Origin of the sequence: Vreelandella nigrificans (assembly GCF_002374315.1) — a bacterium.
Classification (GTDB): Bacteria; Pseudomonadota; Gammaproteobacteria; order Pseudomonadales; family Halomonadaceae; genus Vreelandella; species Vreelandella nigrificans.
The window spans coordinates 1-14,752 of record NZ_NWUX01000037.1 but is presented as its reverse complement, the minus strand read 5'-3'; the positions used below and the strand labels follow the sequence as shown (position 1 = coordinate 14,752).

Below are 14,752 nucleotides of genomic sequence, written 5' to 3'. Positions count from 1 at the left end.
CACTCAACAATGTTGAGTGAGGCTTTTAAGTTATGTGGCTCTCTGGTAAGCAGATTAAGTCAGTCAGCTATTTAGCTTAGTACGCCTTAACTAGGGACACCCAGCAAGCTGGGCGCCCAAGCAGTTAAGCAGAGACGGGGCTAGGCTTATGGCCATGCAGCTTACGTTGCAGGATGAACATCGTGATGCCAATTCCCAAACCTATTAAATCGCTAAAGACGCCGCCATAGATCAAAAATAGCGCCCCTGTTAATAGGACTAACCGTTGCCATGCTTTGACTGAGCCGAAGAACCACGCCTGCACGGTAGCCGACAGCATAAATATACCAATAGAAGCCGTAATCGCGACACGGGCAATTTGCATGGGAGTGCCTTCCATCAGCATGGCGGGGCTGTAGAAGAACATAAACGGCACTATAAAGGCGGCAAGACCTACTTTAAAGGAAGTAATCGATGTCTTCATCGCGTTATCGCCAGAAATGCCTGCCGCGGCATAAGATGCCAACGCGACAGGAGGCGTAATGGCCGACATAACCGCGAAATAGAAAACGAAGAAGTGAGCCACTAGCGGTTGAATACCGATGTTAATTAGCCCCGGGGCAACAACGGATGCAGCAACTGCATAGGCTGCTGTGGTGGGCATGCCCATGCCCAGCAGGATACTGATGAGCATCGCAAAGAACAGAGCCAACAGTTGGCTAACGCCGGCTAGACCAAGCAGTAGTGAGGAGAAGCGCGCACCAACGCCCGTCAGCGAGATAACCCCCACAATTAAGCCTGCACAAGCACACACGGCAATGATCTGAATCGACATAGTGCCGGCTAACTGCAGTGCCTTGAGAATTTCACGAATACCCATTTTGTTGGGTGAAATCCAACTGACAACGGCGGCAGCAGCGGTAGCAAGGGTACCTGCACGGATAACTGAATAGCCCATAAATAGCGCATAAATCAGGATTAAAATAGGCGCGAATAGGTATGCATGCTTGGCAAGCTTACGGAACTGCGGGATTTCATCTTTGCGCATGCCGCGCATGCCTTTCTTAGCTGCCTCTAGATCAACCATAAAGTAGACGGATAGAAAGTACAGTGCTGCTGGAATTAGTGCTGCAACAGCGATTTCACGGTAAGGAATACCCGTCACTTCCGCCATAATAAAGGCGCCGGCGCCCATAATAGGCGGCATGATTTGCCCCCCTGTAGAAGCGGCAGCTTCAATGGCACCAGCACTACGGCCTGGGTAGCCAACTTTCTTCATCAGTGGAATTGTCAGCGAACCGGTTGATACGACGTTACCTGCTGAGGTTCCGTTGATCATACCCATCAGACCGGATGCAAAAATAGATACTTTGGCGGGGCCTCCGCGTGAGCGCCCGGCAGCAGCAAAGGCGAAATTCACAAAGTAGTCGCCAACCTTGGAGGCTTGAAGGAAAGCAGCGAAAATAATAAACAGAATAATGTAGGTAGAAGAGACCGCAGTCGTTTGGCCTAGCACGCCAATATCGGTGTAGAGCTGGCTGAAAAAGCGGTTAACCGATAGACCTGGATAGCTCAGAAAGCCCGGTAAGTAAGGACCACCAAAAACATATGCTAGAAAAATGGCAGAGATTACCACTAGAGCGTTACCTGCTACACGGCGCGTAAGCTCTAAAATAAGCAAAGAGCCTGCCATGGCTGCATAGGTAATGCCTACGGGAGCAAACGAAGTACCCGTGGACATGCGTAGTGGGGTGTTATAAATGGTAATTAAATACCCTGCACTAGCTAATGCGACAATCATTAATACTAGGTCGGGCATGGAAAACTTTGAGCGAACTTGACGATAAAACCAAGACAATACGATAGCGCCAACGGTCGCTAGCAGCAGTGGGTAGCCAAAGTGCCACGACTCAACCTGCGGGTCGATACGCATGGCGCCGCCTGACAACGTTTGCCACATTAATACAGTTTGTACGAGCGCATAGCCAGCGGGTATCAGCAGTGCGGCGCTGAGCAGTGTTAACCACTTAGGTGATTCTTCAGAGGCAGTGCTGGCAAAGCGAGCGCCTGTAAATAAACCAAAGCCAAGTATTAGTGCGCCTGCAACGTGAACAATACGGTAGGTCCACGTCTCCATAGGGAGGACGTTTAGCGTAATTAGATGGAACAGTGAATAAGCAATGGCGACACAGGCAAAGAGTGCCCATTGCCAGCCTGTAAATACACGTCGATTAGGCTCAACGACTTCCTCATCAACGCCTTCGGCCAAAATTTCTTGGGCGTTTTTTTGTTCTGCTGGGTCGTTAGTGGGTGCGGCCGAGTTAGGGCTGCCGGTGTTGTTGCTCATGAGAGGTTACCCTTGAGGATGGATCATCAACGAGACGGGGCGGGGTATGTCAGCACTTTCTTATGCGCTAGTGTTGTAACAAGGGTCGGCCCTTAGGTAGGTGCCGACCCTTTTACTACTACAGAGGCTTAGCGCTTATTGACGAATCATATCGTCAGCAATCTCATAACCGTTTTCGTTAAACCAACGAGCGGCCCCAGGGTGGAAAGGCATCACTGTGTTATACACAATATTCTCAGGAATGCTCTCTTCCGCACTGCGATGAATCGAGATCATACGGTCATTATTTTCCATGGTAAGGCGCGTTACTTCATATACTAAGCTTTCAGGCAGATCGCAGCCTGCAATGGCAAAGTTCCACATGGAAACCGCACGAGCATCTTCCTCAAGAGTCTCATAGGTACTTGCCGGAATCGTAAACTCCGATACAGGGAAAGCCTCAATGACCCTAGCCTGCTCTTCTTCGGTGAATTCAATAATATTAATGTTTGTTTGTACTTCTAGCTGACTTACCGCAGGGATAGGAACGCCTGCCGCAAAGGCAATAACGTCAAGCAGGCCATCTTGCAACTGGCCACCTAGGTCAGACCAACCACCATTACGGCGCTCGAAGTTAACGCCTAACTCTTCAAGAATGGCAGGAAAGTACACGTCAGAGGTAGAGCCCGCTGGGCCAAAGCCGATACGAGAGCCGTCGGGAATATCCGCAATAGAGGTAATACCTTTGCTTGCAAGGGCGCTGATGGAGAAAGGTGTTTCATACATTGGGAATAGGGCGCAGGCATTATCCATAACCACGCCCGGTGCCAAAGGACTGCGGCCATTCATTGCATCATCTGCGGGGCCTAAAGTGGTCAGGCCGAATGCTAGCTCGCCAGCATGAACCAGTGCCAGGTTTTGTGTCGGCCCACCAGTTACTTCGCCGCCGCCGGTGATGCCACCTAGCTGATCAGCAATCAGGTTGGCCCAACCTGAACCATAAATATAGAACGTACCCCCTTGGCTTGCGGTACCAACGGTAAAGCTGGAGGGCCAACCGTCACGATCTACTTCAGCATGAGCGGTAGCAGCGGCAACGAGTGCACCGCCAGCAATGAGTGCAAGGGTCTTAGGCATTTTATTGCGCATGGCGAGATTTCCTAGCTGTTATTAGGGTTATTAACAGAGTATTCAGATGCGTATGTTCAGAATACCGCTGGCATTGTTTCAGTTAACCAAGTTGTATTAAGCGATTTATAAGCCATTTATTGGTTTTTTTTTAATAAACAAATGCTTATGATTTTTTTGTTAGACTTTGGTTGATGAGGGCCAAGGGGGAAGTGTCTGATATTTCGCACGAATAAAAAAAAAGCGTGCGGTAATCCGCACACAATATAGGGTCGAAATAGGGAAAATACAGGTGGCGTCTGATCGACGCTTCAAGGAAGGTCGATTTAGCGGTGGGGCTTGCCAGGGTCGAGAATACGAACTGGCTGGACATCCTGAACTTTCTGCTCGTCACGTACTTGGTTAACGCGAGTTGTCAGCTCCGGTGTTGCTTCATCCTCAATAGGCAACTGCTCGAAAAAATCGCAGCTTACGCACTCTCTGTAGCGGATATTATTTTGCTCCCAGGCACGAATTCGATCCATCGCTGCACAGCGCGGGCAGATTACTCCAGCAATAAAACGTTTAACGCTCGACATAATTAAGCTCCGGTAGCGCGGCGAAACCAAAGCCGCCGCGCTGGGTAATCACATTAGTATGGCTAAGCGGCACGTATACCGCTATGGCGTAACAGTGGCTCGACGCTTGGTTCACGGCCCCGGAAATTGCGGAATAGCTCAGCAGCATCACGAGCGCCGCCTTGCTCTAAAATTTCCTTGCGGAAGCGCTGTCCCGTTTCTGGGTCAAAAATACCGGCTTCTTCGAAAGCACTCCAAGCATCGGCAGAGAGTACTTCTGCCCACTTATAGCTGTAGTAGCCCGCGGCGTAGCCGCCGGCAAAAATATGGCTAAAGCTATTCTGGAAGCGGTTAAAGGCGACAACGGGCACCACCGACGTAGTACTGCGCACTTCATCGATTAACACTTGAACGTCGCTAGCGCTGGGAGCTTCAAGTTCATGGTGAAGGCGTAAATCAAACAGCGAAAATTCGATTTGGCGCACCATACCCATTGCTGACTGGAAGTTTTTAGCCGCTTGCAGCCGCTCAAGCAGATCGGAGGGCAGGGGCTCATTGCTCTCAACATGCTTGGCGAGCAGGTCTAATCCTTCGCGCTCCCAGCAGTAGTTCTCCATAAACTGGCTGGGAAGTTCCACCGCATCCCAGGCTACGCCGTTAATCCCTGAGATGTCAGCAATCAGCTGCTTGGTTAGCATATGGTGCAAGCCGTGACCAAACTCGTGGAATAGCGTAGTAACTTCATCGTGGGTTAGCAGCGCCGGCTTCCCGCCTACTGGTGCGGTGAAGTTGCAGGTAAGAAACGCAACGGGTAGCTGAAGGTCGCCGTTGGCCTGGCGGCGTACCCGGCAGTCGGCCATCCAGGCACCGCCACGTTTTCCCTCTCTGGCGTATAGGTCAAGATAGAAGCCAGCGATGGGCGTGCCCTGTTCGATAATCCGGAAGAAGCGTACATCGCTGTGGTAGCTCGGTGCGCTGCTGTCTTCTTCCACTTGCACGCCAAACAAGCGCTCTACTACCTGGAAAAGCCCATCTACCACACGAGGCGCGGGGAAGTAGGGGCGCAGTTGCTCTTGGGAAATTGCATGGCGCGCTTCGCGCAGCTTTTCACTCACGTAAGCAATATCCCAGGGCTCAAGAGAACTGATGTCGAGTTCGTCATGGGCGTAGGCGCTTAGCTCGGCAAACTCTTCTTTAGCCTGGGGGACGGCGCGGCGGGCAAGATCGCTTAAGAATTCAAGTACCTGCTCGGGCGAGTCTGCCATTTTGGTTGCTAGCGAATAATCAGCGTAGGTATTAAAGCCTAGCAGTTTGGCCAGTTCGTGGCGAAGGGCCAAGGTTTCTTCCAGAATCGGTGCATTGTCGAACTTACCGGCATCTGGGCCCTGATCAGAGGCACGAGTGACAAAAGCAGTATACACCTCGCGACGCAGCTCACGGTTGTCGGCATAGCTGACGATGGGGAAAAAACTGGGGAAATCGAGGGTAATACGATAGCCCTCAACGCCTTTTGCTTCAGCAGCGGCTTTTAGCGTATCAAGCGCGCTTTGTGGCACGCCGGTGAGCTCATGCGGGTTGTCGATATCTTTGTGCCACGCTTGAGTGGCATCCAGTACGTTGTTGGAAAACTGGTTAGATAGCGTGGAGAGGCGCGATTGAATCTCACCGTAGCGGGCTTTTTTATCAGCAGGCAGGTCGACACCGGCTAAGCGGAAGTCGCGCAGGGCGTTGTCGACCGTGCGTTGCTGTGCGGTATCCAGGTGTTCCCAATGGCTATCTTTTAGCGCTTGCCAGCCATGAAACAGTCCTTCGTGCTGGCCAACCCATGTGCTGAATGCAGAGAGCTGCTCCAAACATGCTTGGTAGGCTTCGCGTAATTCGGGAGTGTTCATCGTGCCATTAAGGTGCGCCACCGGTGACCATGTCTGGGAAAGACGGTCATTCACGGCCTCTAGCGGTGCCGCGAAGTTTTCCCAGGTTGGCGGTGTGCTAGCTGCCTGTTGGGCGAGGTGGTCAATTGCTTCACGGCTTTCGCTCAGCAGTGTCTCTACAGCAGGCACCACGTGCTCGGCGCGAATCTCGGCGAAAGGGGGAAGCACATGGCTCTCTAGCAACGGATTGCGGGACATAGGCACCTCAGTGGCATCGTTTTTAAACGTAATAGGGGGGTGTGAAAACCCACGATAATGATGACACAGTGTGGGCAGTGGGGCGTTCTTTCAATGGCAAGGTTTGGCCTGGGCGAATGTGCCTGCTAGTCTTGCCGCCTTTCAGTGCCACCAATTAGTGCCACCAATGGCAGGAGCATGTGATGAGTGAAACGCTAGAGCGCTGGGGGTCGAAGCGGGCCTTTATCTTGGCGGTAACCGGGGCAGCGGTGGGGCTAGGCAATATTTGGCGGTTCCCCTACGTAGCAGGTGAGAATGGCGGCGCGGCTTTTTTACTAATTTATGTCGCTTTTGTTCTGCTGTTAGGTCTTCCAGTAATGATGGCTGAAATTTTAATCGGTAGGGCAGGGCGGCGTGGTCCTATGCAGTCGCTTGGAGCGCTCGCGGCCGAGGCGGGGGCTTCCTCCCATTGGCGCTGGCTAGGGTTATTCGGCGCTTTTACCGTGTTTTGTATTCTGTCGTTTTACTCGGTGGTGTCAGGCTGGTCGATCGAGTTCTTGGTCGCTTCCGTTAACGGTAATTTTGATGGTGCAAGTGCCGCGGAGATTGGCGCTGGCTTTGAGTCTTTTTTAGCTAGTCCTGGATTACTGATTTTTAACCACTCGCTATTTCTATTTATGACCATGACCGTGGTAGCCGCGGGAGTGGCGAAAGGTTTGGAGCGGTTAAATAACCTATTAATGCCATTGCTATATGGGTTGTTGTTGCTATTGGCGGGTTATGCTGCGACGACCGATGGCTTTGGTACGGCACTATCCTGGCTGTTTTTACCTTCATTTGGAGATGTTACGACCAGTGTCGTGCTGCATGCGATGGGCCATGCATTTTTCACCCTTGCGGTAGGGGCATGTGCCTTAATGGCGTACGGCGCTTATATGCCCGATGATCAAAGTTTGCCGAAAGCCGCTTTCGCGGTGGCTGTACTGGATATTAGTGTGGCCTTATTGGCAGGTATAGCGATCTTTTCGGTGGTGTTTGCGCAGGGGTTGGACCCGGCTGATGGACCTGGGCTGATGTTTGTCACGTTACCGATTGCGTTCTCAGAGTTGCCCTGGGGATCGCTATGGCTGAGTGTGTTTTTCCTGCTGCTGTTACTGGCTACGTGGACATCGGCCATTAACCTTGCCGAACCGATGGTGGCCACGTTACAGGGGCTGGGGTGGCGACGTAGTGTATCGACGCTGGCCGTAGCGCTAAGCGTGTGGTTAATCGGCTTGCTATCAGCGTTCTCGTTCTCAACCATGGCAGAGTTTAGGCCACTGTTTGGGCGCAATGTGTTTGAGCTGGTAAGCAGTATTCCGCCGGATATTTTCCTGCCCATGGGTGGTTTGTTAATCGCAATTTTTGCGGCATGGGTGATGCCTCAGGTACGTGTCAAGAGCGCGCTAGGTGTGGGGGAGCGCGGTTATTTACTATGGCGTACTATCATTCGCTGGGTGTCGATCCCATTGACGTTTATCGTCTTACTTGGCGGATTGCTATAGCACTTCTTCCAACACCATTATCGCGTTAAGGAGATAACCATGAGCAATGCCCTACGAATGTTTCAAGACGTTTCACCTCAACTGGGCGAGCGCGTATATGTCGATCCCGCGAGCGTGGTGATTGGCAATGTGGTGCTGGGGGATGATTGTTCGGTGTGGCCGATGACCGTGATCCGTGGCGATATGCACCGCATCCGCATTGGCGCACGCACCAGCGTGCAGGATGGCAGCGTCTTGCACATTACCCACGCCAGTGACTTTAACCCTGATGGCTTTCCGCTCACTATTGGCGACGATGTCACCATTGGCCATAAGGCAATTTTGCACGGTTGCACGCTGGGCAACCGTATCCTGGTGGGTATGGGGGCCATTGTGATGGATGGGGCGGTGGTTGAAGATGAGGTAATTATAGCCGCTGGCGCCGTGGTAACTCCGGGTAAGCGCTTGGAGAGTGGTTATGTCTATGCGGGTAACCCAGCCAAGGCGTTGCGACCGCTTAAAGAGCAAGAGCGTGCCTTCTTCCCCTATACGGCAGGTAACTATGTGAGATTAAAAGATACGTTTCTTGCACAGCCTGTTTGTTAACAAATATGCCTAAATGATTGGCTTATCACCCTTTTTTCTAACGCAATCATGTTGCGGCAGCCAAAAATCTGGTAATTTATCCAGTTTTCTAGGGTGCCGCGCTATGGCGAATTTTCGCACGCATATTACAGTAGCAGCAGCGGGCGGCATGCTAATAGCCTATGCGGGCTGGCAGGTCCAATGGTGGCCCGCCAATCAGGCGCTGTTGGTGGTGGCTCTGGTTGCTTTTGGTGGTATTTTGCCGGATATTGATGCTGATCGTTCCCGCTCTATCCGGTTGATCTTTAACCTACTTTCAGTGCCTTCGTTAGTGTTGGGCGTACTGCTGCTTCAACCTTGGTTAACGCCAGGATTGCTGCTGGTCGCTTGTGGCGGCATATACTTCTGTGTGCGCTATTTGGCTGCAGTGCTGTTTTCACGCTTCACCGTGCATCGAGGGATCTGGCATTCGCTAATGGCCGCCGGACTGTGTGCATTGGCAACCGCTGCACTCAGCTATCATTTGCTGGTCCAGCCCGCTTGGCTGGCATGGTGCCACGGGGCAGCGGTACTGCTAGGTTTTATTATTCATCTGGGATTAGATGAGCTGTTTAGTGTCGATTTGGAAGGGGCACGCTTAAAGCGCTCTTTTGGCACTGCGCTGAAACTGGGGGATAGCCGCCGTCCACTCTCTAATCTATTAATGTTGATTGCAATGCTAACCCTGGTTCCCTGGGTGCCGCCCTGGGGAGTGTTGGCCGAGCTGTTTCATCAAGGCTCGCTGTTGTGGCGATAGTCTCCGGCGTTTAAGCCGTGCTTCTTAAGCTTGTCGTAAAACGTTTTACGGGGTATGCCTAAATGGTGGCAAACATCGATAACACGCCCTTGGTGCCGGGAAAGCGATTGGCTGATTAGGCTTTTCTCGAAAAGCTCCACTTGGCGAGGCAACGTCGGCTCTTGGGTGTCGGCAGCGACACCCTCCAGTAGGGCATCAAGGCGATAATCAAACGCTGCCCCTAGCAGTACATAGCGCTCGGCTAGGTTGCGTAGTTCACGGACATTACCAGGCCAGTCGTGGGCCAGAAGGGCGGCAATAGCATGGCTATCCAAAATGGGAGCTTCAAGCCCGCTGCGGTTAGCGGCCACGACGGCAAAGTGCTGGAAAAGCAAGGGAATATCTTCGCGCCGCTCACGTAGGGCTGGCAGCGGTAGAGTAACGACGTTAAGTCGGTAGTATAAATCTTCACGAAAGTGCCCTTCCTCAGCGGCTACTTTGAGGTCAACTTTGGTGGCGGCAATAACACGGATATTGAGTGGCACCACTTCGTTGGCACCTAGCCGCTCGATGCTGCGCTCTTGGAGAACCCGCAGCAGCTTGACCTGAAGAGCTAGCGGCATTGACTCAATTTCATCCAGAAATACTGTGCCACCATTAGCATGCTCAAATTTACCTATTCGCCGCTCCACGGCCCCTGTAAAGGCGCCTTTTTCATGGCCGAAGAGCTCTGATTCAATAGTATTTTCAGGCACTGCACCGCAGTTAATCGCCATAAAGGGACTATTGCGTCTAGCACTGCGTTCATGGATCGCTCGGGCGACTAAGTCCTTACCTGTCCCTGTTTCGCCAAACAGCAGCACATCCGCTTCTACTTGGCTGATACGTTGAATCATTGCGGCAAGATGAGAAATCACCTGTGTGCGCCCGACAAGACGAGGGCCGAGAGCGGCTTGTTGAACTTCAAGCTCAGCTTTAAGACGTAAGTTTTCCAGGCTTAGTTGGCGCTTTTCGATGCCGCGCCTTACCACATCTAATAACTGATCCCCTGCAAAGGGCTTTTCCAGAAAATCCCAGGCACCTGCGCGCATGGCTTCTACGGCGGTCGAAATATCACCGTGGCCAGTAATTAGAATGATTGGTAGCGTGGCATCGCGGCTGTGTAGCTCATGCAGCAGTGCCATACCATCCATGCCAGGCATGCGTATATCGCTAACGATAACCCCAGGGAAATTGCGAGGCAAAGCGGCAAGCGCCTGTTCGGCAGACTCAAAGCAGTAGGGTGTATAGCCGGCAAGCTCTAGGGTTTGGCTGGCGGTGATGCGCAGGTGTGGTTCGTCGTCTATCACCATGACCGGCAGCGTTGACGGCTCATGCATGGTTATTATTCTCCTTCACCAACGGGGTCGCTAACGAATCAGGCGGCGATGAGTAAGGTAGTGTAACGGTGAAGCATGCGCCGCCAGCCGCTTGGTTGGTGGCCTGCAGCTTGCCTCCTAGGTCATCCATGATACGTGAGGAGATGGAAAGTCCTAGTCCTAATCCACTGCCTGGTGCTTTAGTTGTGAAAAAGGGTTCAAAGATCTGCCCTAAATGTGGCTTGGCAATACCTGGGCCGTTGTCGGCTACACTGATTATTACCTGCTCTCTCACCACATCCACGCGGAGTGTCAGAACAGGTGAGAGCGTCTCTTTCATTGCTTGCAGCGCATTACCAATAAGATTAACCAGTACCTGCTCTAGGCGAACTAAGTCAGCTTTTACCCATAGCGTTTCCTTTGGCCAGTGTTGCTGAACCTGAACACTACCGTCCTTGAGTCGGCTGTGAAATAAGCGTAAGGCGTATTCGATGCACGCTTGCACAGAGATGGTTTCATGGCGCTCGCTGCTTTTCCGCGAGAATTGACGCAATTGGGCGCTAATATCGGCCATACGTTGAGTCAGCTCGACAATTTGCTCTAGGTTTGCATCGGCTTTTTCAATCCTGGCAAGCTCAATAAACCGCCGAGCGTTTTCGGCGTAGGCACGAATAGCCGCTAACGGCTGGTTGAGTTCGTGATTAATACCTGCAGCCAGTTGGCCCAAAACAGCAAGTTTGGCCGCTTGAATTAGCTCATCTTGCGTTTGGCGTAGGCTTGCCTCTGCACGACGGCGCTCTTCTATCTCGCCAGATAACCGTTGGTTACTGGCGACTAAGTCTCGGGTACGGAGCTCAACACTCACTTCGAGTTCGTCGCGTACTCGAGCCAGAGTTTGTCGTTCCCGCTCAGCAAACGCCTCGCGTTCACGGCGTAACCGCAACCGTTGCCAGCCGATGCCGCCACCTAGTGCCACAATGCCGTAAAGCCCACCAGCCATTAACGCGGCAATCCACTGCGCGCTGATGACTGGTGTTAAAGGTTTTAGGATGTGCATTTGCCAGCCAAATTCAGGAATAGGGCGAGTGAGGCTTAAATAGCGCTCGCCGCTGAGCGGCCCATGGGAAAAACTGACCAAGTAGCTATCTGGTCCGTAGGGCGTATCTAGCACAATACCAGATGGCGCCAATGGCTCCATGGCGTAGCGTCGCGTGGCCCTTAATGCATCGCGTTCATCATCGCTAAGAGGGTGGAGTGCATTCATGCGCAGCTTTGGATGGCTGGCCATAAAGATGATGTTGTCGCTATCGGTAACCAGCAGTTCTGCATCCTGCTCGGCCCAACTGGCTTCGACATCATCTAGCAGCACTTTAATTACAAGTACGCCATCTGGTTGAGCATCGGGCGAAGTGTCGTCTAGCCAAACAGGGGAAGAGAAGTAGTAGCCACGCTCCAGAGACTGAACGCCGAGTCCGTAAAAGCGCCCCTGGCCTCCTTGGATAGCATCCGTATAGTAGCTGCGAAACGCATAATTTTGGCCGATAAACGTATTGGGGCGGTGCCAATTACTCGCTGCTATAGTATCGGCATGCCGGTCTAACAAATAGATATCTGACACGCCTGCCGTAAAGCGGAAGCGGTCAAGTAGCATGTTTAGCGGCATAGGGTCTTGGCTATCTGGAGAGGCAAGATAGCGCTGAATGCCCTCCCGAGTGGCCAGCATCCTAGGCAGGTAGTCGTAGCGTAGCAGGTAGCCATTTAAGTTGGCGGCCGACAAGCGTAGCTCGTTCTCTGCATCGTCTTGTAAATTACTTAGCGCTTGCTCACGTGCAATCAGCGATGCTTGCCACATACATAGCATCAAGCCCAGGAAGATTGCGATCAACCACAGTAGGCGCCAACGTAACGGCTGGCTAATCATGCTGGCGCACTACTTGTGCCTTGAGCGCGGCGCAGCGCTCGCTGGGCACGGGTTTCTGCCCTGGCCATTTCCAATAACCCTTCTTCAACGTATACCAAGTGTTCGTGGGCACGGGCGCGCGCATCCTCTGCGCGACCTTCCAGAATTGCATCCAGCAGCGCACGGTGTTGTTTCATAAGCTGACTGCGTGAGTCAGGCTTAGCAAACAAGTGCGCCAAGTTATCGACGATGCTTTGTTCTAATAAATGGAAGATTCCCCGAATTGTGTGCAGGAGTAATACGTTATGTGCGGCTTCGGCAATAGCGAGATGGAAGGCGGCATCGAGCTTGGCTTCTTGGGCAGGATTGGCACCGACAAAACCGCCATCAAGCTCTTCAAAGCGCTGAATCAGTATGGCTTTATCCGCGGGCGTTGAGCGTAGCGCGGCATAATAAGCAGAAATGCCTTCCATAGCATCGCGAAACTCAAGCAGGTCGAGATGAAATTCGTTATGACGAGACATCATCTCTAGTAGTGGGTCTGTGTAGCCGCTGTTCAGTGCCTCATTCACGAAGGTACCACCACCCTGTCGGCTAGTGAGCAGGCCGCGGGCAGCAAGTTTCTGAATCGCTTCGCGCAGCGATGGGCGCGATACTCCAAACCGCTCGGCAAGCTCACGCTCGGGCGGTAGGCGTTGGCCAGGTTTTAAGCTGCCTTCAAGAATCATAGCTTCAAGGCGTTCAGTAATAACATCGGCCAAGCGCTGCTGGCGGAGCGGTGGGTAAGCCATTGGATAAAGCCCCTTTAATTGGTAAGACCAATAATAGGGGCTTTGAAGGGTTGGCTCAACAGTAAATCGTTAGCCAACCGCTTGCTAATAGTAGCAGTCGGACGGCTTTGAACTAAAGTATAGGTCTGAAAAGCACCGAAGAGTGTGATCCTGGTTTGACACGATCACAGCCTCTCACTAATGTTGAGGCCATATTTTTTGTAAATTGGTAAAACCAATTTACAGACTTTGGGCGCTTAACACCGACTCTTCGATGACTACCTGTGGATAGTGCATCTGTTTCTTGTAGTAGCGCATCTATCTTATTGCATAGGGCTTGCCATGATCATTTCAGCATCTACGGACTACCGCCAAGCTGCCAAGCGCCGTCTCCCCCCTTTTCTCTTTCACTATGCTGATGGGGGATCTTACGCGGAGCATACGCTGCGGAGAAATGTTGATGATCTTGCCGGTGTGGCGTTGCGCCAGCGCGTGCTGAAAGATATGTCATCGCTATCACTAGAGACCGAGCTATTCGGTGAAACCCTTGCCATGCCTGTTGCCTTGGCCCCAGTAGGGCTGACCGGTATGTACGCTAGGCGTGGTGAAGTACAGGCAGCGCGGGCGGCTACCAAAAAAGGCATACCGTTCACGCTATCGACAGTATCGGTATGCCCTATCGGTGAAGTCGCTGCGGCAGTTGATCGGCCCATCTGGTTTCAGCTCTATGTGCTAAAGGATAGAGGCTTTATGAAGCATGTCCTTGAGCGGGCCAAGGCTGCTGGGGTCAAAACGTTGGTATTTACCGTCGACATGCCCGTGCCAGGCGCGCGTTATCGTGATGCCCACTCCGGCATGAGCGGTAAGCATGGGCCAATGAGGCGTATGCTCCAGGCCGCAATGCATCCTCTTTGGGCCTGGGATGTGGGTATTCATGGCCGCCCCCATGACCTGGGTAATGTGTCCGATTATCGTGGTAAGCCAACGGAGCTTGAGGACTATATTGCCTGGCTTGGTGACAACTTTGATCCGGCCATTTCCTGGAAAGACCTAGAGTGGATCCGTGAGCTCTGGGATGGCCCGATGATCATTAAGGGCATACTCGATGCTGAAGATGCCCGCGATGCGGTTCGCTTTGGTGCCGATGGCATTGTTGTTTCCAATCACGGTGGCCGTCAGCTTGATGGGGTTCCCTCAACCGCTCGTGCTTTGCCTGCTATTGCGGATGCCGTCAAAGGAGATTTGACCATTTTGGCCGATTCCGGTGTGCGCAGCGGTCTTGATGTTGTGAGAATGATTGCACTTGGTGCGGATACCGCCCTGATTGGACGTGCCTTCATCTATGCGCTCGCTACGGCGGGAGAAGCTGGTGTCTCCCACTTACTTGAGCTATTCGAAAAAGAGATGCGGGTTGCGATGACGCTTACCGGGGCTCGTAGCATCGCGGATATCAGCTCGGATTCACTGGTGTCGAGTTCGCTGCGTGGCATATAGAGAGGTGTAAGAGCGCAAGCCGTAAGAACCGAGGTGGTAAGAAGAGGCAGCAAGTAGAGGAAATAAGAGGTAAGAAGTAGCGCTAGTGCTTCGCTTAAATCAGCAGGGAAAGGGAAGCGTAACGAGTTAGGAAATTTTTTTACAAAACTCTCTTGCCAAAGCGGCAGCGAATCCGTAAAGTACGCATCCGCTGCCGGGGACGCCAAGCGTTACCAGCGGTGAATAAGGTGTAAAAACCTTGGTTTGTCA

General features: G+C 52.4%; 11 protein-coding genes. 4 read left to right on the top strand and 7 right to left on the bottom strand.

Annotated elements, in window-relative coordinates; translation table 11 throughout:
* Positions 1–124: 124 nt before the first annotated feature.
* The 4 genes from CPA45_RS21795 to prlC form a co-directional block, all read right to left on the bottom strand.
* Entirely contained in the window at positions 125–2,326 is a 2,202-nt protein-coding gene (locus CPA45_RS21795; RefSeq protein WP_096655302.1) for a TRAP transporter permease, read from the bottom strand.
* Positions 2,327–2,461: 135 nt separating this feature from the next.
* Complete coding sequence (locus CPA45_RS21790) at positions 2,462–3,454, bottom strand: TAXI family TRAP transporter solute-binding subunit (RefSeq protein WP_096655299.1); 993 nt, start codon at positions 3,452–3,454, stop codon at positions 2,462–2,464.
* A 305-nt stretch (positions 3,455–3,759) separates the two neighbouring features.
* Positions 3,760–4,011 carry a YheV family putative zinc ribbon protein gene (locus CPA45_RS21785; protein ID WP_096655296.1) on the bottom strand — a complete coding sequence of 84 codons (252 nt, stop codon included), beginning with the start codon at positions 4,009–4,011 and terminating at the stop codon, positions 3,760–3,762.
* Positions 4,012–4,073: 62 nt separating this feature from the next.
* Positions 4,074–6,119: an oligopeptidase A gene (prlC, locus tag CPA45_RS21780; RefSeq protein WP_096655294.1), complete on the bottom strand. Its 2,046-nt coding sequence runs from the start codon at positions 6,117–6,119 to the stop codon at positions 4,074–4,076.
* A gap of 182 nt (positions 6,120–6,301) precedes the next feature.
* On the opposite strand from prlC, the gene CPA45_RS21775 reads away from it, so the two are divergent.
* The 3 genes from CPA45_RS21775 to CPA45_RS21765 all read left to right on the top strand — a co-directional run bounded on the left by CPA45_RS21775 (position 6,302) and on the right by CPA45_RS21765 (position 9,002).
* Entirely contained in the window at positions 6,302–7,642 is a 1,341-nt protein-coding gene (locus CPA45_RS21775) for a sodium-dependent transporter (RefSeq protein ID WP_096655291.1), read from the top strand.
* Between the two features lie 39 nt (positions 7,643–7,681).
* Positions 7,682–8,227, top strand: a complete 546-nt coding sequence (locus CPA45_RS21770; protein ID WP_096655288.1) for a gamma carbonic anhydrase family protein — start codon at positions 7,682–7,684, stop codon at positions 8,225–8,227.
* Positions 8,228–8,330: 103 nt separating this feature from the next.
* Positions 8,331–9,002, top strand: a complete 672-nt coding sequence (locus CPA45_RS21765; RefSeq protein ID WP_096655286.1) for a metal-dependent hydrolase — start codon at positions 8,331–8,333, stop codon at positions 9,000–9,002.
* Here CPA45_RS21765 and CPA45_RS21760 read toward each other — a convergent pair.
* The 3 genes from CPA45_RS21760 to CPA45_RS21750 are packed head-to-tail and all read right to left on the bottom strand — an operon-like array spanning position 8,978 to position 13,030.
* On the bottom strand, positions 8,978–10,360 hold the full coding sequence (locus CPA45_RS21760; protein WP_096655283.1) for a sigma-54-dependent transcriptional regulator: 1,383 nt from the start codon (positions 10,358–10,360) through the stop codon (positions 8,978–8,980). The genes CPA45_RS21765 and CPA45_RS21760 overlap by 25 nt on opposite strands.
* Entirely contained in the window at positions 10,353–12,260 is a 1,908-nt protein-coding gene (locus CPA45_RS21755) for a sensor histidine kinase (protein ID WP_096655281.1), read from the bottom strand. The genes CPA45_RS21760 and CPA45_RS21755 overlap by 8 nt, the downstream gene beginning before the upstream one ends.
* On the bottom strand, positions 12,257–13,030 hold the full coding sequence (locus CPA45_RS21750) for a GntR family transcriptional regulator (RefSeq protein WP_096655279.1): 774 nt from the start codon (positions 13,028–13,030) through the stop codon (positions 12,257–12,259). Before CPA45_RS21750 ends, CPA45_RS21755 begins: the two co-directional genes overlap by 4 nt.
* Positions 13,031–13,351: 321 nt before the next feature.
* On the opposite strand from CPA45_RS21750, the gene lldD reads away from it, so the two are divergent.
* A complete protein-coding gene (gene lldD / locus CPA45_RS21745; RefSeq protein WP_096655277.1) occupies positions 13,352–14,503 on the top strand; it encodes an FMN-dependent L-lactate dehydrogenase LldD in 1,152 nt (383 codons plus the stop codon).
* Positions 14,504–14,752 lie beyond the last annotated feature (249 nt).